General features: G+C 41.2%; 26 protein-coding genes and 1 pseudogene. 2 read left to right on the top strand and 25 right to left on the bottom strand.

From position 1 onward, the window contains the following. Positions 1–89 precede the first annotated feature (89 nt). The 18 genes and pseudogenes from ODU50_RS02750 to ODU50_RS02665 all read right to left on the bottom strand — a co-directional run bounded on the left by ODU50_RS02750 (position 90) and on the right by ODU50_RS02665 (position 12,269). Positions 90–1,454, bottom strand: coding sequence for a metallophosphoesterase (locus tag ODU50_RS02750; protein WP_105153120.1), 1,365 nt, complete (start codon positions 1,452–1,454; stop codon positions 90–92). An 81-nt stretch (positions 1,455–1,535) separates the two neighbouring features. Further along, positions 1,536–3,050: a flavocytochrome c gene (locus tag ODU50_RS02745; RefSeq protein WP_105153121.1), complete on the bottom strand. Its 1,515-nt coding sequence runs from the start codon at positions 3,048–3,050 to the stop codon at positions 1,536–1,538. Positions 3,051–3,182: 132 nt separating this feature from the next. Continuing rightward, positions 3,183–3,632, bottom strand: coding sequence for a thiol reductase thioredoxin (locus ODU50_RS02740; protein WP_105147625.1), 450 nt, complete (start codon positions 3,630–3,632; stop codon positions 3,183–3,185). Between the two features lie 988 nt (positions 3,633–4,620). Next, positions 4,621–4,965 carry a DUF1492 domain-containing protein gene (locus ODU50_RS02735; RefSeq protein ID WP_238394218.1) on the bottom strand — a complete coding sequence of 115 codons (345 nt, stop codon included), beginning with the start codon at positions 4,963–4,965 and terminating at the stop codon, positions 4,621–4,623. Between the two features lie 345 nt (positions 4,966–5,310). Further along, positions 5,311–5,625 carry a hypothetical protein gene (locus ODU50_RS02730; protein WP_203181173.1) on the bottom strand — a complete coding sequence of 105 codons (315 nt, stop codon included), beginning with the start codon at positions 5,623–5,625 and terminating at the stop codon, positions 5,311–5,313. Between the two features lie 87 nt (positions 5,626–5,712). Then, complete coding sequence (locus ODU50_RS02725) at positions 5,713–6,204, bottom strand: hypothetical protein (RefSeq protein WP_238394217.1); 492 nt, start codon at positions 6,202–6,204, stop codon at positions 5,713–5,715. Positions 6,205–6,297: 93 nt separating this feature from the next. Then, on the bottom strand, positions 6,298–6,828 hold the full coding sequence (locus ODU50_RS02720; RefSeq protein ID WP_203181172.1) for a hypothetical protein: 531 nt from the start codon (positions 6,826–6,828) through the stop codon (positions 6,298–6,300). A gap of 20 nt (positions 6,829–6,848) precedes the next feature. Next, entirely contained in the window at positions 6,849–7,022 is a 174-nt protein-coding gene (locus tag ODU50_RS02715) for a hypothetical protein (protein ID WP_172001136.1), read from the bottom strand. Between the two features lie 337 nt (positions 7,023–7,359). Continuing rightward, a pseudogene (locus ODU50_RS02710) lies at positions 7,360–8,957 on the bottom strand (phage resistance protein). After that, positions 8,954–9,463: a hypothetical protein gene (locus ODU50_RS02705; RefSeq protein WP_172001134.1), complete on the bottom strand. Its 510-nt coding sequence runs from the start codon at positions 9,461–9,463 to the stop codon at positions 8,954–8,956. Before ODU50_RS02705 ends, ODU50_RS02710 begins: the two are co-directional and overlap by 4 nt. A 1-nt stretch (position 9,464) precedes the next feature. Next, entirely contained in the window at positions 9,465–9,605 is a 141-nt protein-coding gene (locus ODU50_RS02700; RefSeq protein WP_172001133.1) for a hypothetical protein, read from the bottom strand. Next, positions 9,592–9,873 carry an XRE family transcriptional regulator gene (locus ODU50_RS02695; protein WP_203181171.1) on the bottom strand — a complete coding sequence of 94 codons (282 nt, stop codon included), beginning with the start codon at positions 9,871–9,873 and terminating at the stop codon, positions 9,592–9,594. The genes ODU50_RS02700 and ODU50_RS02695 overlap by 14 nt, the downstream gene beginning before the upstream one ends. Before the next feature lie 5 nt (positions 9,874–9,878). Beyond that, positions 9,879–10,199, bottom strand: coding sequence for a DNA-binding protein (locus tag ODU50_RS02690; RefSeq protein WP_203181170.1), 321 nt, complete (start codon positions 10,197–10,199; stop codon positions 9,879–9,881). A gap of 11 nt (positions 10,200–10,210) precedes the next feature. Then, entirely contained in the window at positions 10,211–10,411 is a 201-nt protein-coding gene (locus tag ODU50_RS02685; protein ID WP_203181169.1) for a hypothetical protein, read from the bottom strand. Next, the gene (locus tag ODU50_RS02680) at positions 10,404–10,613 is read right to left on the bottom strand and encodes a hypothetical protein (RefSeq protein ID WP_203181168.1); all 210 of its coding nucleotides are present in this window, start codon (positions 10,611–10,613) and stop codon (positions 10,404–10,406) included. Before ODU50_RS02680 ends, ODU50_RS02685 begins: the two co-directional genes overlap by 8 nt. After that, positions 10,603–10,935 carry a hypothetical protein gene (locus ODU50_RS02675; RefSeq protein ID WP_050070578.1) on the bottom strand — a complete coding sequence of 111 codons (333 nt, stop codon included), beginning with the start codon at positions 10,933–10,935 and terminating at the stop codon, positions 10,603–10,605. The genes ODU50_RS02680 and ODU50_RS02675 overlap by 11 nt, the downstream gene beginning before the upstream one ends. A gap of 467 nt (positions 10,936–11,402) precedes the next feature. Then, entirely contained in the window at positions 11,403–12,029 is a 627-nt protein-coding gene (locus tag ODU50_RS02670) for a Rha family transcriptional regulator (RefSeq protein ID WP_203181167.1), read from the bottom strand. Between the two features lie 12 nt (positions 12,030–12,041). After that, a complete protein-coding gene (locus ODU50_RS02665) occupies positions 12,042–12,269 on the bottom strand; it encodes a helix-turn-helix domain-containing protein (RefSeq protein ID WP_203181166.1) in 228 nt (75 codons plus the stop codon). A gap of 151 nt (positions 12,270–12,420) precedes the next feature. Here ODU50_RS02665 and ODU50_RS02660 point away from each other — a divergent pair, with 151 nt between their 5' ends. Together ODU50_RS02660 and ODU50_RS02655 are read left to right on the top strand one after the other, a co-directional pair. Then, positions 12,421–13,101, top strand: coding sequence for a helix-turn-helix domain-containing protein (locus tag ODU50_RS02660; protein ID WP_238394212.1), 681 nt, complete (start codon positions 12,421–12,423; stop codon positions 13,099–13,101). Between the two features lie 280 nt (positions 13,102–13,381). Next, positions 13,382–14,548: a site-specific integrase gene (locus tag ODU50_RS02655; RefSeq protein WP_203181165.1), complete on the top strand. Its 1,167-nt coding sequence runs from the start codon at positions 13,382–13,384 to the stop codon at positions 14,546–14,548. 94 nt (positions 14,549–14,642) lie between these two features. Here ODU50_RS02655 and rpsD read toward each other — a convergent pair whose 3' ends face one another. The 7 genes from rpsD to ODU50_RS02620 all read right to left on the bottom strand — a co-directional run bounded on the left by rpsD (position 14,643) and on the right by ODU50_RS02620 (position 22,013). Next, the gene (gene rpsD, locus ODU50_RS02650) at positions 14,643–15,254 is read right to left on the bottom strand and encodes a 30S ribosomal protein S4 (protein ID WP_002938227.1); all 612 of its coding nucleotides are present in this window, start codon (positions 15,252–15,254) and stop codon (positions 14,643–14,645) included. Between the two features lie 211 nt (positions 15,255–15,465). Then, positions 15,466–15,717, bottom strand: coding sequence for a Veg family protein (locus tag ODU50_RS02645; RefSeq protein WP_002938218.1), 252 nt, complete (start codon positions 15,715–15,717; stop codon positions 15,466–15,468). A gap of 3 nt (positions 15,718–15,720) precedes the next feature. Next, positions 15,721–17,076 (bottom strand): replicative DNA helicase, encoded by a 1,356-nt coding sequence (gene dnaB, locus ODU50_RS02640; protein WP_002938217.1) that lies wholly within the window; start codon positions 17,074–17,076, stop codon positions 15,721–15,723. Positions 17,077–17,107: 31 nt separating this feature from the next. Next, positions 17,108–17,560, bottom strand: coding sequence for a 50S ribosomal protein L9 (gene rplI, locus ODU50_RS02635; RefSeq protein WP_012775408.1), 453 nt, complete (start codon positions 17,558–17,560; stop codon positions 17,108–17,110). A gap of 10 nt (positions 17,561–17,570) precedes the next feature. Further along, a complete protein-coding gene (locus ODU50_RS02630) occupies positions 17,571–19,532 on the bottom strand; it encodes a DHH family phosphoesterase (RefSeq protein ID WP_044758771.1) in 1,962 nt (653 codons plus the stop codon). 106 nt (positions 19,533–19,638) lie between these two features. After that, complete coding sequence (gene mnmG / locus ODU50_RS02625) at positions 19,639–21,555, bottom strand: tRNA uridine-5-carboxymethylaminomethyl(34) synthesis enzyme MnmG (RefSeq protein WP_105121904.1); 1,917 nt, start codon at positions 21,553–21,555, stop codon at positions 19,639–19,641. A 2-nt stretch (positions 21,556–21,557) separates the two neighbouring features. Further along, positions 21,558–22,013 carry an NUDIX hydrolase gene (locus tag ODU50_RS02620; RefSeq protein WP_105153122.1) on the bottom strand — a complete coding sequence of 152 codons (456 nt, stop codon included), beginning with the start codon at positions 22,011–22,013 and terminating at the stop codon, positions 21,558–21,560. Positions 22,014–22,046: the final 33 nt, after the last annotated feature.

The following is a 22,046-nucleotide window of genomic DNA, read 5'->3' as shown; positions in this document are numbered from 1 at the left end:
AAAAACAGACCTGCTCGGATAGTTACTACGGTATAACTTATTCACAGCTTGTGGATAAGTCGTGGATTTTTTCAACAATCTGTGGAAAACTATTGGGCAAAATCTTTTTTTATTTTAATCACTAGTTTTTCCACATCTCGACTTTGACTCCGTTTTATAATCACATCAAGATAATCAGCCAAGAAACTTCTCGGTGATGCCGCTTGCAAGGTCTGATAGGCTTGGCTAGGAAATACCATCTCTTCAAGCCAAGTCTGGTCCAATTTTTCTCCTGAAAAATAAGCACGATTGGCTGGCATGATAAATTGTGAAATAGCATCTGCTGTCTCGCCATCATACCACCGTTCATCGTTCAACACATTGTGGACCATGATGTCGCTGGTATTGTCAAAGACGATTTGTAAGTAGCTTAGGTGATTCTGCAAATTTGGATTACTAGGTTGGTGCTTTTCTGTCCACGAAGCCATATCAAGTTGAGTTTTTTGATAGCGAATGCTTGCATCATCAAGGTTCAATTGGCCGATAACTGCTGGATAAATAGAAAATGCTCCATTGACCACTTCAGTATAGCTGACTTGCCCCAAGTCTTCTTCAACAATATTCTGAGAATGAGTGTGTCCCGAAAAACCAAATTGAATGCCATATTGATTGAACAAGGCCTTCAAATCGGCAGCATTATCCAAAGTATAGCCTTTTGAGAGCATGGCATGCTGTTGCAAGACATTGTGATGGACAACAGGTATCAAGCTCACTCCAGCTTCCTTGGCTGCCTGAAGCTGTACATCTATCCAATCCAAGGTCTCTTTTTTGATACATCCATTGATTGGAGGAGCTCCTTTGCCGTAGCCGTCAGAGTAGATGTTGCTGTCTATCATCAGAAACCAAGCATTGGAAAATGGCTTGGCCAGATAGCTCAATGAGGCTTGATCACGACTGCTGGCTTGTTGATAGCCATGATTGTCAAATATATCTGAAAATTGCTGGGCGGTGACCTGATCCGTCACTATCTGCTGGTCTCCCTTAAAGACCCTAGCCCAGCCACTGGCAATATCATGGTTGCCAGGAATGACCAAAACCTCCGTTCCTTTTTCTTCAATCTGGGTAAAATACTGCGCCAACTCAACCATGCTCTGCTTTTCACCATTGAGAGTCAAATCCCCACTGACTAGTAACAAGGACGGTTGCTCACGCTCAACCTGCTCAACCAAGGCCTCCATCCGCTCTTTTCCATAACGTAAATCCTTGCCAGCAGCTGTTTTTTCGATATAAGAAAAAGCCTCTCCATCATCAAATAAATCCTGTGACAAATAATGCAAATCTGTGATAATCCAAATTTTATCTTGATCTCTTAATTCAGCCTCGACATAGGATTGCTGACGCTGGCCAGCAATAGCAGACCAAATCAAAACAATGACTGCAATAGCTCCTAACAATAATACTATTTTCTTCTTCATACCTTAAAAGTATATCATCTTAGTGAATGACGACAATACGAAAAGAGGAGTTAGACTGTAGCCAACCCCTCATATTAAAATTTATTTCTTAGCAAATCCAGCTGCTTGTTCACCAGCCTGACGACCAAATACGATGATGTCTGCTACAGCATTACCACCAATACGGTTTTGACCATGAACACCACCAGTTACTTCACCAGCAGCATAAAGACCAGAAATTGCTGAACCATCTGTTTTCAATACTTCAGTATTGGTATTGATTTTCACACCACCCATTGTATGGTGAACACCAGGTGCAACTTTAATCGCGTGGTAAGAACCAGTATTCAAAGCATGGTCCATACCTGATGTACGACCAAATGCCGCATCATTCTTATCCGCTACAGCCTTGTTCCAAGTATCAAACGTTGTTTGAAGTGTATCCGCAGGTAGGTCAATTTCTTTAGCCAAATCTGCAAGTGTAGCACCCGTTTTTACAAGACCTTTTTCTTCGTATTGAGCAATAGCTTTCACACGATCTTTCAAGGCATCATCAAAGATAACATAAGCATAGTTTGGCTCCAAGCTATTGATAGCCGCAGAAACTTTATCACGAGTTTCCAATTCGTTAACAAAACGCTCACCTTTTGAATTGACAAGGATAGCACCCTCACCACGAACAGCTTCCGTAATCAAGTAAGAAGTTTCTTGCTCAACACTTGGGTGAATTTGGATTTGTTCCATATCGACAGTTGCTGCACCTTCTGATTCAGCAAGCGCAATACCGTCACCTGTTGAACCTTCCTGGTTGGTTGTTACATAACCTTTCAGTGCTGGGTTTAATTTAGCAACCATTTCCAAATCTGCACCGAAACCACCTGTCGCCAATACAACTGCTTTGGCTGAGATTTTCTTAGTTTCACCAGCAATCTTCACTTCAACACCTGTCACAGTCCCATCCTTGTCTTGGAGTTTTTTAACATCTGCATTGACAAAAATTGGTACTTTACGTTCAACAAGATTGTGGTAAAGACCATTTACTAAGTAGCCACCAACAGCTGAACCATCTGCTGGACGGTGGGTACGTTTCTCACTCATACCACCAGTTGTAGTAAGGTTGCTAAGAGTAATTCCCATTCCATCCAACCAGTCAATTGCACTAGCAGAGTTATCTACAAGATAACGAAGTAATTCAGGACTATTTGTTCCCTTACCGCCTTTAAGTGTTTCTTCATAGAACTTATCGTTTGTATCAGCAATACCTTCCGCTTCTTGGAATTTAGTCTGTGAAGCATTCATACCAGCTGATGATTTAGCCGTATTACCACCGATAACAGGCATTTTTTCCAAGAGAGCAACACTAGCGCCAGCATCTTTAGCTGATATAGCTGCCGACATCCCTGCACCACCTGAACCAACTACGATAACATCATAGCTATCTTTCAACTCAGATGGATCTGTATATTCTTTCACAGATGCACCTGAAACAGCCTCTTCTGAAGAAGATATAGTAGACGATGAAGAAGTTGCAGTTTTGTCAGATTTTCCTCCACACGCTACCAAAAACACAACAGCAAGTAGACTCATTAGTAAGCCTAACCAAGCTTTCTTTTTCATGATAAACCTCCAATTTTTATCTGATATTAGTATTATACAAGATTGTGAAATGTTTTTCAATTTGTTTTGAAATATTTTCACAAACATGAACAAAAAATGTATGATTCAAACATCACACATTTTTACAGCTATTTACTGATTTTGAAGAGCTAAAAAGCTCGCTATTTCGGATATTGTTGCTTGGCTCCCTTTACGGAGTATTCCAGATAATTTACCTGATTTATAGTAGGTTAAGCTAGGAACCGTAGCAAGACCTTGACTCTGTCGAAATTGTTGTATTTTTCCATTCGGATCCGACTCGCTATCTAAATAGTAAATAGTCGCATGTGATTGCTCTGCTGCCTCTGTTAATTTAGGAACAAAATCACGACAATAAGGGCATGTCTCACGACCTATGTATAAAATAAATTCTTCCTCGTCTTGGACCTTTTGCTCCACTTCATCTATCGAAATAGCCTGGTAACTCTTTACAGCTTTCACGTAGTCTGATTCATTTGGTGCAGTCGCTGATTGAGATAGAAAGAATGCCCCACCTACGACCAAAATAGTCAATACCACTAGCAAAAAATACTTACGCCACATAATCCCTCCTCAAATACAGACAAAAAAGCCCTTGTAAATAGGGCTTTTAAAATATCGATACAAATCTTAGAGCATTTTGTTGTACAGTTAAGATTACTTAGCTTTACACGTCCTTTACACTCCCTAACCTCTGATATTATAGGCATTCTAACCAAATAACTTATAATTAGACAGTGTTAAATACTCCCCGAAAGTTCGCCAAAAGGGGAGCAAAAAAGGGCCTTTCAGTTGCCCTAAGTTATGAGTTCAGCAGGCAAGAAACTAGCACCGCTCCAAGGTGCTTTTTCAGTTCCCTGGTATCTTGCTGATACTATTGTATCAAAAAGCACGCGCTTATATTCGGTTATCTTCGCATTTTGATACTTTTGTTAAGTTATCTTGCTTACCTTCGTTTCTATCTCCTAATATTGGCCATTTTCCCAAGATAGCGCGTGATCATCTATTTTCAGACCCGCTTAACTTTCCCAAAATCTTTACATTATCAAAACTTTTAAAAAGGGAAAATTGTACGCGCAAAAGGTCGGCGTTGTTGCCCCTTGGCCAAACCTACCCCCGTTCTAAAAATGAGGGGGACTAATCATAACCTTTACTGTATCCTACTGTGTTTTACTGTATCCACTAGTATTGTGTTACTAATCCTATGATTTTACAAAATCGTTTGCTATTCGCTTTATATGCTCTTTGAAACTAGCCAAAACGTAACGCTTTTTGTTAGGATTAACCCTATTTTGTTAGGATTATGTTACCATTTGGGAAACCTTAAACACTCTACAAACTCAATAATACCAATGGTTTTAGCTATTTTTACCCCCCCTTTAGAATTTTTGGCGTGAGAAAAAATGTACAATGACGGCGTGAAGGTCGGACGTGTACCCATGGTAGGTTAGTACCCCCCGCATTCTAAAAAGGCCTCTAACTCCGTTTCTAAAGGCCTGATTTAATCCCTGGTTTATTTATCAAACAAGCTCAAACACGCGCTAAAACAAGGCTAATTTTCTTTCTCTGCATGAGTTAACAAGCTAACTAATTCGGCTTGTCCTTGCCTCAAATATCTAAAAAATGTCGTCTTACTTATTCCCATTATCTCACTAGCTTCAATATCTAACTTATGTTGAACATAGTAAAGGTTTAAGGCTAAGCGATATTTCGGGATCTCTAGCTTGTCAATTATGCTGACAAGCTCCAGGCGGTCCTGGGTTAGTCTGTCAATTCTACTTGTTATATCTTCCTTAAGTGTTAGCTGGGCAACTAACTGATTTTCCGTACTGTTTACCCTGCTAGTCTGTACCCTGGCCTGCGTTAGTGTTGTCTGCTTGAATAGTCCAGTTTCCAAGTATTGAAGCTCCAGGTAAAGCTGACTGATCTCTTTGTCAATCCACCTTAATACCCTCTAGCCTCTGCTTTAACTCCTCTATGGTCATTGTTGCCCCTCCTATGGTAAAATAAGCTTGTTGAAACTTCTTACCCTGCGTGTGTCTCGTGGGGCTTTTTTATGCCTAAAATTCTGTAACTGCCTGCGCGTGTTCTTTGTTCGTCCATGGTTCAATGGGCTGTTTTCTCTTTGTTCGCTCTCTGTTCAATCACGCGCCACCTTTGTAAAACCTTAGTACTTTTTAAAGTGTCCAATTTGTCCGATTATCCTTTTTTAGGGCTTCGGCTATTCCGTTTTATTACCTAGCTAGTATTCTTCAGGCGGTCCAAACATATCATCAGGAAAGCCACAAACTAATACAAGATACTGACAAGCTGTGTAATCTATCAATAGCTCCCCAGTTTCCAGTCTCTGAAAGTACTTGCTCGGTAAAGTCCCAAGATATAGACCGCCTTTGTAAATAGATAGGCCACCCGTTCGGCTTGGTAACAGCCCTGTATAGCGTTGACGTAACCCATGCTTTAAAGCGTTTGTATTGCCATACTTCGGCTTTCTATTCCCTTTATTTCCTCTTGCTACCTGGTTCCCTGGTAAAAACCTACCTCGGCTATCGCGTTCCATATAGCACCCTCTTCACCGTGTTCGTTTGGCAAATAGTTTTCAAAAAAAATTGTAACGTTCTTACACTCGTATTCAATCCATACTTTTCTACCTTAACCATAAGCTATTACCTTTATCCCAGTACTCCATAAAACGCTTATAGTGTCTCCAGTACCTGGTGCGTCTCATTCTTTTAGGGCGACTTGGGAAACCATCAAACATATAACCGCCACGCTTAGGGGTCCAACCTGGCTCTACCTTCCTAGCCTCTCTTAATGCACATTCCCAATAATACTGGCAATCTGTCTTACTACGGTTTAGTGTCTGCTTATGGATCTGCTGACACGCCCCACAACTAAAATACAGATACCGCTTATATAGTTTCCTGCAACGTCTGCCACAATCAGGGCATAGAAAGAAATACCTATAACCGCCTTTTGTTCCTGGTATTCTGGCCAATTCAAAGCTATCTCTACCCATAACGATAAAAAGGTTATCTAAGTCAATGGTCAAGGAATAATCATCTAATTCAGCCTTACCCTGGGTTATCCCTTTCTTTTTCATAGCTCTGGTAAATGTCTCTATATATAATACTTTCATTCAAAAAATACCCCTATACTGTAAAAACCCAAAACTATTGGCTTAAGTCCTAGAAACAGCAAAAAGAGGCGGGGCCTCTCTTCACTATTCCAGCTACTCTTCACGGCTAGTATATTGCCACAATGCTTTATAATCGTTCTCTGTGTCCAGACTTTTCAGCAAAGCCATAGCCTCATTATCTATGGCCTCCAGGTTGCCATGTACGCCATTTACTGCCATATCAGGATAATCATCATCTAGCACGCTATCAGCCAACCCCATAAGCTCCAGCTCACAAGCTACCAGCTTATCCAGCAAACTATCAAAGTCTTCTGACTGTTTGAGTTGTTGCACGCGCTCCAGTTTGTAATCTTCTTTGATTTCATTTTCTTGCCCCTGGTGCGTGTAATAATCTTTAAACCCGTCACAAATTCTTTTAAAGATCTTACTTAGTTTCTTATCTTCTGCATACTCCAGCACTAGCTGACCTTTGCCCTTAATCGTTGCCTCAATTACTGGCGCGTGATAAGTCCCAAACATATAACCAAAGACTGCATTACTTGCCACTTTGGCGGTGTCAATGTCTTCAAAGTCGTAAGTAAAAGTAAAGGTTTGTGGTTTGTCTGAAAATGTTTTTAGTGTCATGTTGTTTGTCTCCTGTTCTGTTATTTATATAGGACCAACAGCCCTGTGTTTGTTCCTAATTCTTCATAATGCCCTGCTGTTGCTTCGGTGTATTTCACGTCAACCACTTCAACAGTTGCCATAAACTCATTTACTCGGTTTTCAAAATCCTCTACGGATTGGTTGCGCCTTTGATAAAATAGTTTAATTTTCATGTTTTTCCTCCATTTTTGCTTAGACCCCTGATATTTTTACAGGGGTATGTGAAACCCGTGACCCCACTCAAACCCTTGATTTTACTGAGTTTTTACAGTGGTTCATAGAGTATCAGGGATTTTACTATATATATTTACTATTTTTTTGTTTTTTGCACTATATTTGTATATGTATTTTTTGTCTAATTATTATCTTTTTTTATTTTATCCTATATATACCTATGTATACCCCTGTACCTAGTGTAATAATAATAGCTAGATACTTGATATAACTGGGTTTGTGAGGTATCGGGGGGTTGCTTAAAAGCTATGTAACCCCCATGTACCCCTTGATACCTCAAAGCACGTCATCGATGTTGCTAAATAGCTTCAATTCTTTAGGTTGTTCACTTTCAGGGTTGTAACTTGTGAAGCGTTTAGCGTTGTTCACAACGTAAACAGTGACTAACCTATTTTTTATTTTTTTACGCTTTGACCCAACTCCGATGGTTTCCATTGCATTCTTTGCTTTGACTCCGTTGTTGCCGTAGGTCTTTCTATAAAGCTCTTCAACAAATAGATTATCAGTCCTTACAAGATAATCCTGTTCAGTCAATGTATTCAGTAGCAACATTTGAAAATCATCCAAGTCCACATCATTGAAAACTTCAACGGCTTTCCATTCGAATTTATGCCCTTGCTCCCTGAAATAGTCCAAGCTGGTCAGCAAGAAACCAATACAGCCATCTATCTTAGGTGACTTGTCGGGGTGAGTGAATGCCTGCCAATATTCCGCAAAGATGGCTTCACGTTCTGCGTCAGTTTCGCCCTCTGGTCTGTCCTGGTACTGTATGAGGACCTTGCGCCCGTTCATTTCATCGGATAGCGATACGTTTCTATTAGTATCAATACATAGAACGCTAGACAACTGTACAAGTCCCTGGTTTCCTCCAACACTTCGGGCGACGTGCGTTTTTTCAGTTGCAATAATCTTCAGCACCCGCTCCACTCTGTCGCCTACTATGTCGCCCTGCTCGGTTGCAAGCGCCATCTCACCGCCTGAAAACAAGGCCCATGCATTAAGTGCATCAAATCCCCGTGAAATAAGGTTGTCCAGCTCCACATCAATCTTGTTAAATAGTCCAGATAGGGCAATGTGTCGCAAGCCTTTTCCTGTCCGTACTCCAGATTTTGCGATAAAAAATTAGTCTTGGACCGTAAGCCGCTGGCAACCTGTGCCATGTAGTAGGTTTGTAAAGTCGCGTTGTGTAATGAAAGTTCATCCGCAATTACATACTTTAGAAACTTGTCCGCCATCGCCTGGCCATCTTTAGCGGTGGTGTAGTCCACTGGGTAATATTTAAAATAGGACTGTTCTTCATTGGGGTTAGTCCTGTAATAGCGGTGTTCTTTCAAGTCAATAATAAAGTCATTCCCAGCTATCTGATAAGGCTGTAACGTTCGTACTGGCTCTATTTTGATATTACTGGCGATACCTGAAAGGATTTCAAGCACATACTCCCCATCACGCTTGAAGCCGTATAAGTTCTGTATGGTGATTTCATCCATTAGAACCGCCTGCTTGTTGTTTACGTCGTATAACTTGCCATCATAGAACACAAACCGCCCTAGCAGATAATCGACAACCAACTTAGCAAACGGCGAAAAATTATAGTCGTAGGTGATATGGATATAATCCTTTTTGTTGTCACCTTTGCCCTTGGTCTTTTTCTCAAATGTTGCGGATATGAATTTCTTTGTCGTGCCTTTCTGCTCCGTGATATACATGATCCGATTATCTGGTATAAATACAGTTTCACCGTTGTGCCATGCATTATTCAAGCTATCAACTGCCACAATGTTATACAGTTGTTTCTTGTAGTCCGCCTTTAGTTTAGACTGGCCAAACTCCTGTTCATTCCAATTCAGTTGTAAAATCTCTTTTAATTGTTTCAAACAGTCACCCCCTCAAAGAATGATGTTGCCACTTGTAAGAAATAGCCTGCTAGGTCGCCCCGCTGGGTAAGATTAGCAAAGATTTCTATTGCTCCTATCATGTCCATACCGTTGATATACAGCTCTCGAACCAAGTAAGCCACGTCAGCCCGTGAGTTAACACCGTATTTCAGTAGCTCCGTCAGCATTGGAGTATAGATATAATCAATGTTGACCCGCATCTTGTCCAGGTTGTGCCGTTCCAGCTTTTCCATCTTCTCTAGTAGTTCATTGTTGATCATGGCTATTTTTTTATCTCTGACCAACTCCCAACCGTCCACTTCCTTCGGGTAGTCTTTGACAATAGTCACCATCAACCCTTGATAGACGAAGCCTGTCATATAAGTATCAAAGGGCAAAAAGTAGTAGAACTTGTAGTAATCCCCTTTCTTGAGTGCCTGCGTTTCGGTGATAGGCAACTTCTTCATGTTCTCCTTGCTGATGGTGATTTCAATTAAGCTATACATGTCACTTCCTCCGTTTCTTTTTCAGCTTCTTCAGTCGTTGCTGTTCTTTGATATGCTCAAAGGTTTGGCGACGGTCTTTATAAAACTTAATATTGTGGTAATGTCCGCCACTGTCCGCTGGGTGTATACTATACCTTGCCATCTTCCACCCCCAAAAATACCAGAATATCACTGACCCTATAAAAGATTTTCCTAGTGTCTTCTAGTGGGGGCTGGTAACGTCTTAGCCCATTATCTTCCCAACGTTTCAAGGTCTTATCCTTTATGCCTAGTTCATCTTTAACCTGCTGGGCTGTGATTAGCCCTAACAGTCTTGGTGGGGTTTGCTCACGCGCCTCCAGGTAACTTTCTACCAGCTCCAGCACCCCCTGGGTTAGATCCTGTTCACTTTCTTTACTTAGGCTAAACATTCATATCAGCCCCCCTTCAGCAATTTCTTATAGCTTTCCAGGTCTGCTTTAATCAGCACATCTAGGCGTTTACCTTCTGTGTCATATTGGGCCTTCAGTTCTCGGATACCTTCCAGGCGCTCGGTGTCATTAGCTGGGATATAGTAGCCACTAACTAGGCCACGTTTGGCCACAATAGGGACCCCATGGCGGACAATAAGGCGGTGAATGTTCTCCCTCAATGTCCTAATGTCCAGGCCTAACAATTCAGCAATATACCGCCCTGCGCATGGATTATCTGCACCCACGGGAATAAGCCTTAAAATTCTTTCTTCAAGTTCGGTCATGTATCTCCTCCTTAGTTGTAACGTCTTCCAGCTAGCCAAATATAAGCGCCATAGTTAGGGTTAAGCTGTTGGCTTGCTGGTTCTTCCTGCTTGTCTGGTAGCTCTATAATCTCGCTATCGTTGTAAAATCGGTATAGCTCATAGGCCAAAAGAACCAACGTGATCAAGATAAAGGCTAGATATTGCCCTGGTGTTAAATCAAGTTCATCCATGGTTTAACTCCTTACGGTATTCACTGGCTATGTCATAATGCTCTGTGATTAGTTTTTTTAGCGCGTAGTTTGCTGTGTGTAGAATTGGGAAAGTTCTTGGGCCGTCTTCAGTACTGGCCAACTCTAAAACCTCCAGAATGTCATTTAATTCTCCACAAAGTCCCTCATAGTCAACTAGGATATCATTAGTTTTATCTGTCATTCTTCACGGCCTCCAGCTCTACTGCATTATTACTGTTAAGAAGTAAAAAGGCGATATTGTCAAGCTTATCTATTAGCTTTTCATTTTGGGCGTAAGTAATTTCTATATATTTTCTAACTAGCCACAATGATACTGCTGTATCTTTTCCTTGTGCGAACTCCAAACCTTCCAAAGTAAGATTATTCAGCTCAATCCTATTCATTATGTCAGTCAGCTCACTGCCTAGATTTTCCAATTCTTTTGCGCTTAACAGTACTTTTTGTGCTTGATCTTGCTTAGTATTTTCTGCTAGTTTTTTTAATCCTACTGGTGTTTCTTCCATGTTGTTTTACCTCGTTTTTTTGATGTTATCTGTGTAATTGTCTGCGCTGGTTGCGCGTGCTTGTCCCGTGATTAAAAGAGCCTTACTATACAAAATTTCCTGTAACCTTTTTATCTAAAGCCTAGACTATTCTCAGCGGTTACCCGCTCCAGACTTACCAAGTTGCCCTGTGGTCGTGTAAGCCTGTGCCAAAATAATAGCCTAGCTGTGTGTAATTTTCTTAGGGTGGTTTAGGTTGCCCTGGGTCCATAGCAACCTAATGCCGATACCAGCACCTAATACTTTTCTACTCCAGTTTTAAGGGTTAGCGCCCTCCGTATGGTCATAATGCCCTAGATATGGTATAATCTAGCTATTAAATCTTTACTAAAACCCTTTTAATAACAGCTTGCCTGCTTGTTAATTTTGTTTTAGTTAGTGGTTAAAAGGCTTTGCTGATTGGTCTCGGTAAGCCTTTTTTGTTGCTCTCACGCGCCTTGGGGTGCGTTTTTTAGTGGTCTGAATACCATTGTTTTAATATCGTGGTAGGTCATGCCTAGGTTAATCATAGCGATAGCCATGTCTTCCAAAGCTTGGTATCTGATTAGCTCTTGACTGGTTAGGCTGTCAATCCCTGTCTTACCGCCACGGCTGGCCACTAGCTGGCGTTTGTTCATTCCAGTAGTTCCCTTTAGCAATAGGTTTGTAACTGTGCTGTGTGCGTGTTTTGGGGCTTGTTCCCAGTTTTCTATGCTGTCGTGCAAGGTCTTCCGCTTGGGCTTTTCTAAAGCCCTCTGATAGCGAAACTCTGCCACCTCGTCCCGCATCTCAAAGAATGCTTTGACTAGGTTTTCCTTAAAGTTTGCGACTTTCTCGGTATTCTTTAGAAACGTGATCAGCAATGTTGCTTGTTGTTCGTTCAAAATGTAGTCGCGTACATTCTGTCCAGACTCTGAAGGTGAAATTTTAAATGACACCTTTCCGAAACGCTCCAAGCGTTCTTTATGTTTGTTGATTAGTATTTTTAGATGTCTGTGCTTAACTTCTGCACATTCTGCCACAATGCTACTAAGTGTATACGGCTCTTTCCATCCGTCCATGTATACTAGTTCCATGCTCGCTCCTTTCTAGTCTTCTGGTGTTAGTTCTATTTTTTTCGTACTATCGCCTAAAAAAATATCGTCTAACTTAACACGATACAACTCTGACAAGTCTTTCAATAATTCAAAAGGAATCAAAGTACTATCTTTTTCGTACTTTGAGATAGTTTGAAAATTATTGCCTACTTTATTAGCTACCTGTCGCAAGGTATAACCTGCATTTACTCGACACGCTTTTAGTGTCCATTGTGCCATTTTTTTGCTCCTTTCAAAAGTGATAAAATAATAGTACTATTATTTTCGTACTTAGTCAAGTGTTTTTTAATAAAAGTTTTATTTTTTTCGTACTTTTTCGTTTTTTGTGTTATAATCAAAATAGAAAATTTCTGAAATGGAGGGGAATCGCATGGCAAAGAATAGCCCACAGGATATAAAAAATAGGGCATACTTTTCTGTTAACCTTAATAGAATTATGAAAGAAAAAGGAGTCCGGCAAATTGATTTACATAATAATACAGGTATCCCAAAAAGCACGATAACTGGGTACGTAAAGGGATCTTCTTTACCTACACCGGGGAATCTTCAAAAAATAGCTGATTTTCTAGGTGTCAAAAAATCTGATTTAGATTTACGATTTATACCCAAAGAAAACATTTCTATTTACGCAAATTCTTATGAATTAGGCTTTGATTTCGGTAGACTGTACGGAGGAATTGAAAATTTAACTCAAAAAGATTGCATAATTATCAATGAAGGTGAACCGCCTTGGAATTTAAATTCAGATTTAGACTTAAACCTTAGCAAAAATTTAAATAAAGCTCTTACTATATTGATTGAAATATCTGAAAAAGAGGGGTATTTATCACTAAAAGAAGATAAACAATTCATCACAGCTATAAACTTAATTGATGGGACTATCAATTTAAATGAATCGAATAAAGAGTCGGCTTCTAGTTTGATTTCTATTTGTGATGAAATTGCCCAGCATTTAGGATTTTCAACAAGCGATATGGGAATGCCAGCAAAACAAAAAAACATTGAAAGTAAAAAAAATTTTAATTTATTGTCTTGGCTCAAACGTGGATAGCCGTCAATTCCCGCACCAACACCCTAAAAACATGACTGCTAGTCTAGCTATGTCCTCACAATCGTTATAATAGCAACGCCTATCGCTTTTTTAGTGGCTCAGAAAATTCACTGTTTTTCATGTAGTGGCCACGTCCAAACACTCCTCTGGTATATTTACCCTATCAAACCAAAACAAACGAAAATAGGGCTGTTCTCGTAAGCCCTGGCATGATATAAACCTAAAACATTATAAAACCCTTTTAATAACAGCTTGCCTGCTGATGGAAAGGTTTATATTCATGAAAATAACTGAAGTAAAAAAGAAAAACGGTGCTACTGTGTACCGCGCTAGTGTATATCTGGGAGTTGACCAGGTAACAGGTAAGAAGGTAAAGACCAAAGTAACAGGTCGGACACAAAAGGAGGTTAAGCAGAAAGCCAAACAAGAAAAAATAGCCTTCCAGCAAGACGGCTTTACCAGGTTTCAAGCTACGTCAATAGCAAGTTATCAGGAACTATCTAGCCTATGGTGGGAAAGCTATAAGCATACTGTCAAGCCCAACACGCAAGACAACGTTAAGAAGTTACTAGATAACCATGTTTTGCCACTTTTTGGGGTCTATAAGCTCGATAAACTGACTACGCCACTCATTCAAAGCATAGTTAACAAACTGGCTGACAAGACCAACAAGGGGGAGCCTGGGGCTTATCTGCACTATGATAAAATCCACGCGCTTAATAAGCGTATTTTACAGTATGGCGTGACCATGCAAGCAATATCTTCTAACCCTGCGCGTGATGTCGTCCTACCTCGTAACACTCAAAAGGCTAAGAGAAAAAAGGTCAAGCATTTTGAAAATCAAAACCTAAAAAAGTTTCTCGACTACCTGGGAGGACTTGACCTAGCCAAATACAGAAATCTGTATGAAGTCACCCTATACAAGTTCCTGCTGGCCACTGGTTGCCGTATCAATGAAGCCCTAGCACTTAGCTGGTCTGATATTGATCTGGAGAATGCAACTATTAGCATTACCAAGACACTAAACCACCTTGGACAAATCAATAGCCCAAAATCAAAAGCAAGCTATCGGGATATAGACATAGACCATGCAACCATTGCCATGCTGAAGGCTTACCAGCTTAGACAAATTCAGGAAGCCTGGAAGTTAGGGCAGACTGAAACAGTTGTATTTTCGGACTTTATCCATGACTACCCCAATAATAAAACTCTAGCTACACGGCTGAGAACTCACTTCAAACGCGCTGGAGTGTCTAACATTGGTTTTCACGGTTTCCGTCATACTCACGCTAGCTTACTGCTTAACTCTGGAATACCTTACAAGGAACTGCAACACCGTCTAGGTCATTCCACTCTATCCATGACCATGGATATTTATAGCCACCTCTCAAAAGAGAACGCAAAAAAAGCCGTCTCGTTTTACGAAACAGCACTAAAAGCACTCTAGGGGGAGCAAAAAGGGGAGCAAATCCAGAAATCAACATTTTAAGACAAAGCAAAAAGCCCACTGTTGTAGGCTTTCTGTAAGATATTTCTTAAAATTAGAGCATTTTGTTGTAGAATTCTACGACAAGAGCTTCGTTGATTTCTGGGTTGATTTCGTCGCGTTCTGGCAAGCGAGTCAATGAACCTTCAAGCTTTTCAGCATCGAATGATACGAAAGCTGGACGTCCAAGAGTTGCTTCAACAGCTTCAAGGATAGCTGGAACTTTGATTGACTTCTCACGAACTGAGATAACTTGACCAACTTCAACGCGGTATGAAGGAATATCAACGCGTTTGCCGTCAACAAGGATATGACCGTGGTTTACGAATTGACGTGCTTGACGACGAGTAGTTGCCAAACCAAGACGGTAAACTACGTTGTCCAAACGACGCTCCAAAAGAAGCATGAAGTTGAAACCAAGAGTACCTTGTTTGATTTTAGTAGCTTGTACGAACAAGTTACGGAATTGTTTTTCACCCAAACCGTAAGAGAAACGCAATTTTTGTTTCTCAGCCAATTGCAAACCGTATTCTGACAATTTAGAACGGTTGTTTGGTCCGTGTTGACCTGGTACGTAGTTACGACGTGCCAATTCTTTACCTGTACCTGTCAATGACAAGCCAAGACGACGAGCTTGTTTCCAAGATGGTCCTGTATAACGTGACATTTGTTATGTCCTCCTAAAATAAAATATAAAAATTATTTGTAGGAAATAACGTTTTAAGCAAACCTGATTCGTGCAGGAGGCCTTCATCGAAACAGCAACGATTACTCTTCTTGCTGACCTTCTGTTGACGAGCTTCATTTTGCCCTGCTGTTATTTCACACAAAGAATAGTATAGCACAAAAAAAAGGCTCTGTAAAGCCTTATATAGCGATTAATCCAAATAATGAATCAAAATCTTTTCTGTCAAAATGTCTGAGTAAGTATAAGATTCCACAAAGGTATTGTTTGGATCTTCAAATTCAACGATAAAGAGAGACTGATAAACCTCCACAATACGCCCCTGCTTATTCTTCTCACGCTTACGACCATTTTCAAGGGTCAATTCAACAATTTGTCCCTCATGGTCCTTAATATCTTGTTTGATTTGCTTCATTTTAGCAACATCTGTAAATGCATCACTCATTCTCTATCCATCCTCTCTCTTGGAAATACTTGCAAATTTATTGTATTCTTTTTGGAACATCAGTTCCACGGTACCACGCGCACCGGAACGGTTTTTCTCGATGATGACTTCAACCGTATTGTTAGGAATGCCGCCATCTTCCTGCTCACCGCGCTCATAGTAATCATCACGATATAAGAAGGCAACGATATCCGCATCTTGCTCGATAGATCCCGATTCACGAATATCAGACAGAACAGGTCTCTTATCCTGACGTTGCTCAACTCCACGAGACAACTGACTGAGGGCGATAACTGGTACTTTCAATTCCTTGGCCAAAATCTTCAACTGACGGGAAATCTCAGAAACCTCTTGTTGTCGGTTTTCACGACCTGTTCCCGTAATCAATTGGAGATAGTCAATCAAGATCAAGCCCAGATTGCCCGTTTCCTGAGCCAACTTACGTGAACGCGAACGAATCTCTGTAATCTTGATACCTGGTGTATCATCAATATAGATACTAGCCCGAGCCAGGTTAGCTTGAGCCACCATGTACTTATTCCATTCTTCCTGCGTCAAATGCCCCGTACGAATAGCCCTCGAATTGATAACTCCCTCAGAAGCGAGCATACGGTCAACCAAGCTTTCTGCACCCATCTCCAAAGAAAAGATGGCAACTGTCAAACCCAGTTTTGTACCGATATTTTGTGCAATATTGAGCGCAAATGCCGTCTTACCAACCGCAGGACGAGCCGCAAGAATAATCAACTCTTCCTCATGCAGACCCGTTGTCATGGCATCAAGAGCAGGATAACCAGTTGCAATCCCTGTAATATCCGACGTCTGCTTAGCACGAGTTTCAAGGTTGTCAAAGTTGATATTCAAGACATCATCAATCCGCTTGAAACCACTTCGACTGGCTCCCTCACTGACATCAATCAAAGCTTTTTCAGCATTGGCAATAATGTCATCTGAACCATCCGCACCCTCATAAGCCTGATTAACTGCATCCGTCAAACGGGCAATCAGTTTACGGAGATTAGACTTTTCAGCAACAATCTTGGCATAGAATTCCGCATTGGCTGCCGTCGGCACGGAACTAATGATTTCAGCCAAATAGGCCAAACCACCGATATTTTCCAAATCACCATGGTTGACCAGATAGTTCCGCATGGTAGTCGCATCAATTGCCTCATTTCTATCAGAAAGAGCAATCATAGCTTTAAAAATTAGCTTATGAGCATGTTTGAAAAAATCTTCAGCTTCGATGTATTCACGAACGAAGACCAGCTTGCCTTCATCAAGGAAAATAGCTCCTAATACCGATTGTTCAGCTAGAATATCCTGCGGTTGCACCCGCAATTCATCCAACTCTGCCAAGATCTCACCTCCTCACTGGCTAGATAAATAATTAAGCTTCCTTAATACTCAAATTAATGATGCCTGTTACATCTTGATAGATTTTAACTGGTACATCAATGAGACCAATCGCACGAATTGGGTGATCCAGCTGAATATGGCGTTTATCAATCTTGATGCCAAATTGCTTGTCCAATTCTTCAGCAATTTTCTTGCTGGTAATAGAACCAAAGGTACGACCATCTGGACCAACTTTTTCGACAAATTTCACTAAAGTAGCTTCCTCAGCCAGCTTAGCCTTGATAGCCTCTGCTTCTGCAATCATCTCTGCATGAGCCTTTTCCTTAGATTTTTCCTGACCACGAAGGGCGCTGATCGCTTGGTTTGTTGCTTCCTTAGCCAAATTTTTCTTGATCAAGAAATTTTGGGCATAACCTGTTGGAACTTCCTTAATCTCACCCTTTTTACCTTGACCTTTAACATCTGCTAAAAAGATTACTTTCATATCTGTTCTCCTAATTTCCATTTATTTCTTCGCGGATTTTATCCGTCAACTTTTCACATACTTCTGCGATTGTCTGGTCATATACCTGAGCGGCAGCTAGGTTAAAGTGGCCACCTCCACCCATTTCTTCCATGATGCGTTGAACATTGATTTTACTATGACTCCTTGCAGAAATAGATACATACCCTTTGGTATTTCTTGTTACAACGAATACCGCCTCAATTCCTGCCATGTCCAATATTGTATTGGCAGCCTTGCTCGGAATAATATTATCGTATTCTTTAGTATCATCTGCACACGCAATAACAACATTGGACTCAATTCTCTGCCCACTTAAAATCAGTTCATTGATTTGACGATATTCCTCAAAATCTGTCGCAGCAATCTGCTGAATTTCCAAGCTATCGCTACCACGAGTCCGCAAGTAACTAGCCACATCAAAAGTACGACTGGTCACACGAGATGTGAAATTTTTTGTATCAAGCATAATCCCAGCCATCAATAAACTAGATTGAATGCGATTAAGCTTATGGTGTTTGTCATTCTGGAACTGAATTAATTCCGTTACTAACTCACTCGCAGAACTAGCACCACTCTCTATATAAGTCAAAACTGCATTATTTGGGAAATCTGTATCGCGACGATGATGATCAACGACCACAACCTGGGTAAATTGTTCATAGAAATCCTTATCCAAAGTCAAGCCAATCTTTGAATGATCTACCATGATTAACAACGACTGGAAAGTGACCATCTTCATGGCTTCCTCAACCGTTAGCAAATTAGAACAATTTTCATCACTCAACTTCTTGATAGCACGTGCAATATCTGGTGCCATTTCATCTGGATTATACACCGTATAGGCATTGTTCATAATATTTTGAGCAAAGTACTGCATACCGACCGCGGATCCAAGCGCGTCCATATCTAAATTACGATGTCCCACCACAAAAACAGCATCAACCGATTTGAGTTTATCTGATACAGCAGTCATCATAGCACGAGTCCGTGTACGTGTTCGTTTAACGGAAGAAGCTGATCCACCGCCAAAGAAAAGTGGCTGTTTACTCTCATCATTTTCCTTGACCACAACCTGGTCTCCACCACGAACCTCAGCCATATTGAGATTTTGGAGCGCAACTTGTCCGATTTGGTGATGATTTTCATTACCATACGCCAATCCCATACTCAAAGTCAAACCTAAATCTAACTTTTTAGCCTCCTCGCGGAACTTATCAATAACTGAAAACTTATTCTCTATCAATTTTTCCAACACAGCATAATCTGTAAAGAAATAGAATCGATCCATTGTGCCGCGTCGGTAGTAGATACCGTAATCATGGCAAAATTCCGAAACAAATTGAGCCAAGAAGGAATTGACTTGGCTAATTTGAGAATCAGTTACAGCATCCTCAAGCTCATCATAGTTATCAACTGAAATAATCCCTATAACAGGACGGCTTCCGATCAAACTATTTGTCGCTGAATACTCTGTTGACGCATCAAAAAAGTAAAATAACCCTTGATCAAAATCAACGTTAACAGCGTATCTCTTGCCTGAAAAGTTCGCATAAATTCGCTCCTCATCCAGACCAACGTCAATAATTTCACGTAGTTTTTTTTGATCAAACTCACCATTTTCTTGAGCAAAAATCAGCTCAGCAAAGGGATTAAACCATTCTACCTGATTACTATCTGGTCGAACTTTGATAACTCCCACTGGCATTTTATCTAAGAGCATCATCAAACCAGAATTGGCCTGATTATTGAGATATTCAATCTGTTCTAGCTCACTAAATTCATAAGAATGTTTTTGATAAATAAACAGCGCAATCAACACCAACAGGCTGATGAGTAGCGCAAAAACTGTACTGGCACCAATTGGAAAAAGTCGGTGGACAAGAGCCACCAACCCAAATAAAATGACACCTATCATGACAAAGTGAATTGTCGAAAATCGAAATCTTTTCATCACTAACCTCTGCCTGCCATTCTACCATAAATTCAGTAAAAAAGCTACTTTTCACATGATTTTAAAGTAGTTGACATATAGCTGACATACAGCGAAAAGAACAGCCTTAGTGACTGTCCTTTGATTTGTTTTTAGAAATGGAACGACTGCGTCCTTCCAAGTAAACCATGAGAATGGATATATCCGCTGGATTGACACCGGAAATCCGACTAGCCTGGCCAATGGTTTCTGGTGAAATCAGCTTGAATTTCTGACGAGCTTCCGTCGCTATGGAATCAATATCATCCCAGTCAATATCTGCTGGAATACGTTTTTCTTCCATGCGTTTCATCTTCTCCACCTGATCCAAGGCCTTGGCAATATAACCTTCGTACTTGACCTCTGTTTCAATCAATTCAATGGTCTTGGCATCCAAATCCTCTGCAGCAGGGCCGATAAAGGCTACCGCATCTGCGTAAGTCACATCTGGACGGCGCATGAATTCCTTGGCGGTCAAAGCGTCTGTCAAGGGCTTGAATCCCATAGCAACAACTTTTTCGTTGGTTTCCTTGATTGGCTTGAGTTTGATAGACTCCAAGCGTTTCATTTCATTGTCAAATTGATTTTTGTGAATCTGGAAAACCTGCCAGCGTTCATCATCTACCAAGCCAACCTGACGACCGATTTCCGTCAGACGCATATCAGCATTGTCATGACGCAGAATCAGGCGGTATTCTGCCCGACTGGTCAAGAGGCGATAAGGCTCCACCGTTCCCTTGGTTACTAGGTCATCAATCATAACACCAATGTAGCCGTCGCTTCGTTTCAAAATTAACTCCGGCTTACCCTGTACCTTAAGGGCTGCATTGATACCAGCGACAATTCCCTGACCTGCTGCTTCTTCATAACCTGATGTTCCGTTGGTCTGACCTGCTGTAAAGAGCCCAGAAATCTTCTTAGTTTCCAGCGTCGCCCGCAACTGATGAGGCATAACCATATCGTACTCAATAGCATAGCCCGTCCGCATCATCTGAGCATTTTCCAAGCCTTTAATGGAGTGGATCAAGTCCTGCTGCACATCTTCTGGCAGACTGGTTGACAGCCCTTGAACATAGATTTCATCGGTATTGCGACCTTCTGGCTCTAGGAAAAGCTGGTGGCGTTCCTTGTCGGCAAAACGCACAATCTTGTCCTCGATTGACGGACAATAACGGGGCCCAATCCCCTTGACAATCCCTGAAAACATAGGTGCTCGGTGGAGATTGCTGTTGATAATCTCATGGCTAGTCGCATTGGTATAGGTCAACCAGCAAGGGATCTGGTCCTGCAAATAATCCTCGTCCTTGGACAAGAATGAAAAGTGATTTGGCTTTTCATCGCCTGGTTGAATCTCGGTTTCGTCGTAATTAATGGTGCGGGCATTGACACGCGGTGGTGTCCCTGTCTTGAAACGACCAATTTCAAGTCCCAATTCTTTCAGATTATCCGCCAGCGTGATAGAAGCTAGGCTATTATTAGGGCCTGACGAATACTTGAGATCTCCGATGATAATCTCGCCACGCAGGGCTGTACCCGTCGTCACCACAACTGCCTTGGCGGAGAATTTCTGGTTGGTAGCCGTGCGGACACCGATAACCTTGCCGTCCTCCACCAAAATCTCATCAATCATGGTTTGACGCAGGGTCAGATTTTCCTGACGCTCGACCGTCCGCTTCATCTCCGCTGCGTACTCTGCCTTGTCCGCCTGAGCCCGCAAGGCACGTACGGCTGGACCTTTACCCATATTGAGCATTTTCATCTGGATATAGGTTTTGTCAATGTTGCGACCCATTTCGCCACCCAGGGCATCGATTTCCCTTACCACAATCCCCTTGGCAGAGCCACCAATGGAGGGATTACAGGGCATAAAGGCCACCATATCCAAGTTAATGGTCGCAAGCAAGGTCTTACAGCCCATTCGGCTGGCTGCCAAGCCTGCTTCTACACCCGCGTGTCCTGCACCGATTACGATGACATCGTAGTTTTCTGCAAATGTGTGTGTCATTTTTATTTCTCCTTTATGTTCATGATATGTTTGACTTGCCCATTCCAGTTTGGCAATTCTTGAGCCAGAAAAGCTGGTACGACATCTAGATTGACAAGCTTGTCAAGTTCAATCCATTCACAAGCTTGTTTCAACTTCCCTTCAATCATCTCCTTAGGCATTTCTCCAATAGGCTCAACAATAAAATGAAATTCGATATTATGAAAATCTATGTCTTCGTGTGTAAACTGATTTTCAACTACAAAAGCTAGTTGATTGACACAGCTGTCAACCCCTAATTCTTCTTTGACTTCCCGAACAACCGCATCTTGTGCAGTTTCGTTGACTGCAATCGCACCGCCAATGGTATAATAACGCCCCTTAGAGTCCTTCGTGAGGAATATTTTCCCATTTTTTATAATCAATGCAGTCGCCCGAACACCAAAAATCTGATTGTCAATTCTGGTCCTAAAATCCATTCTTCCTTCTCTTTTCTAAAATTTCATTTAGAT

The sequence above is a fragment of the Streptococcus sp. 2020WUSS084 genome (assembly GCF_044427445.1).
Classification (GTDB): domain Bacteria; phylum Bacillota; class Bacilli; order Lactobacillales; family Streptococcaceae; genus Streptococcus; species Streptococcus suis.
This window is presented reverse-complemented; position numbering and strand designations above follow the sequence as displayed.

Excerpts from the sequence above, each read along its gene's own strand:
- mnmG (WP_105121904.1), bottom strand. The coding sequence starts at position 21,555 with ATGACACACACATTTGCAGAAAACTACGATGTCATCGTAATCGGTGCA.
- ODU50_RS02745 (WP_105153121.1), bottom strand. The coding sequence starts at position 3,050 with ATGAAAAAGAAAGCTTGGTTAGGCTTACTAATGAGTCTACTTGCTGTT.
- ODU50_RS02665 (WP_203181166.1), bottom strand. The coding sequence starts at position 12,269 with ATGGCACAATGGACACTAAAAGCGTGTCGAGTAAATGCAGGTTATACC.
- ODU50_RS02685 (WP_203181169.1), bottom strand. The coding sequence starts at position 10,411 with ATGGATGAACTTGATTTAACACCAGGGCAATATCTAGCCTTTATCTTG.
- ODU50_RS02695 (WP_203181171.1), bottom strand. The coding sequence starts at position 9,873 with ATGTTTAGCCTAAGTAAAGAAAGTGAACAGGATCTAACCCAGGGGGTG.
- ODU50_RS02750 (WP_105153120.1), bottom strand. The coding sequence starts at position 1,454 with ATGAAGAAGAAAATAGTATTATTGTTAGGAGCTATTGCAGTCATTGTT.
- ODU50_RS02630 (WP_044758771.1), bottom strand. The coding sequence starts at position 19,532 with ATGAAAAGATTTCGATTTTCGACAATTCACTTTGTCATGATAGGTGTC.
- ODU50_RS02725 (WP_238394217.1), bottom strand. The coding sequence starts at position 6,204 with ATGAAAGTATTATATATAGAGACATTTACCAGAGCTATGAAAAAGAAA.
- ODU50_RS02740 (WP_105147625.1), bottom strand. The coding sequence starts at position 3,632 with ATGTGGCGTAAGTATTTTTTGCTAGTGGTATTGACTATTTTGGTCGTA.
- rpsD (WP_002938227.1), bottom strand. The coding sequence starts at position 15,254 with ATGTCACGTTATACAGGACCATCTTGGAAACAAGCTCGTCGTCTTGGC.
- ODU50_RS02645 (WP_002938218.1), bottom strand. The coding sequence starts at position 15,717 with ATGAGTGATGCATTTACAGATGTTGCTAAAATGAAGCAAATCAAACAA.
- ODU50_RS02670 (WP_203181167.1), bottom strand. The coding sequence starts at position 12,029 with ATGGAACTAGTATACATGGACGGATGGAAAGAGCCGTATACACTTAGT.
- ODU50_RS02730 (WP_203181173.1), bottom strand. The coding sequence starts at position 5,625 with ATGGAACGCGATAGCCGAGGTAGGTTTTTACCAGGGAACCAGGTAGCA.
- ODU50_RS02660 (WP_238394212.1), top strand. The coding sequence starts at position 12,421 with ATGGCAAAGAATAGCCCACAGGATATAAAAAATAGGGCATACTTTTCT.
- ODU50_RS02675 (WP_050070578.1), bottom strand. The coding sequence starts at position 10,935 with ATGGAAGAAACACCAGTAGGATTAAAAAAACTAGCAGAAAATACTAAG.
- ODU50_RS02715 (WP_172001136.1), bottom strand. The coding sequence starts at position 7,022 with ATGAAAATTAAACTATTTTATCAAAGGCGCAACCAATCCGTAGAGGAT.
- ODU50_RS02655 (WP_203181165.1), top strand. The coding sequence starts at position 13,382 with ATGAAAATAACTGAAGTAAAAAAGAAAAACGGTGCTACTGTGTACCGC.
- ODU50_RS02700 (WP_172001133.1), bottom strand. The coding sequence starts at position 9,605 with ATGGCAAGGTATAGTATACACCCAGCGGACAGTGGCGGACATTACCAC.
- ODU50_RS02720 (WP_203181172.1), bottom strand. The coding sequence starts at position 6,828 with ATGACACTAAAAACATTTTCAGACAAACCACAAACCTTTACTTTTACT.
- rplI (WP_012775408.1), bottom strand. The coding sequence starts at position 17,560 with ATGAAAGTAATCTTTTTAGCAGATGTTAAAGGTCAAGGTAAAAAGGGT.
- ODU50_RS02705 (WP_172001134.1), bottom strand. The coding sequence starts at position 9,463 with ATGTATAGCTTAATTGAAATCACCATCAGCAAGGAGAACATGAAGAAG.
- ODU50_RS02680 (WP_203181168.1), bottom strand. The coding sequence starts at position 10,613 with ATGACAGATAAAACTAATGATATCCTAGTTGACTATGAGGGACTTTGT.
- ODU50_RS02620 (WP_105153122.1), bottom strand. The coding sequence starts at position 22,013 with ATGGATTTTAGGACCAGAATTGACAATCAGATTTTTGGTGTTCGGGCG.
- ODU50_RS02690 (WP_203181170.1), bottom strand. The coding sequence starts at position 10,199 with ATGACCGAACTTGAAGAAAGAATTTTAAGGCTTATTCCCGTGGGTGCA.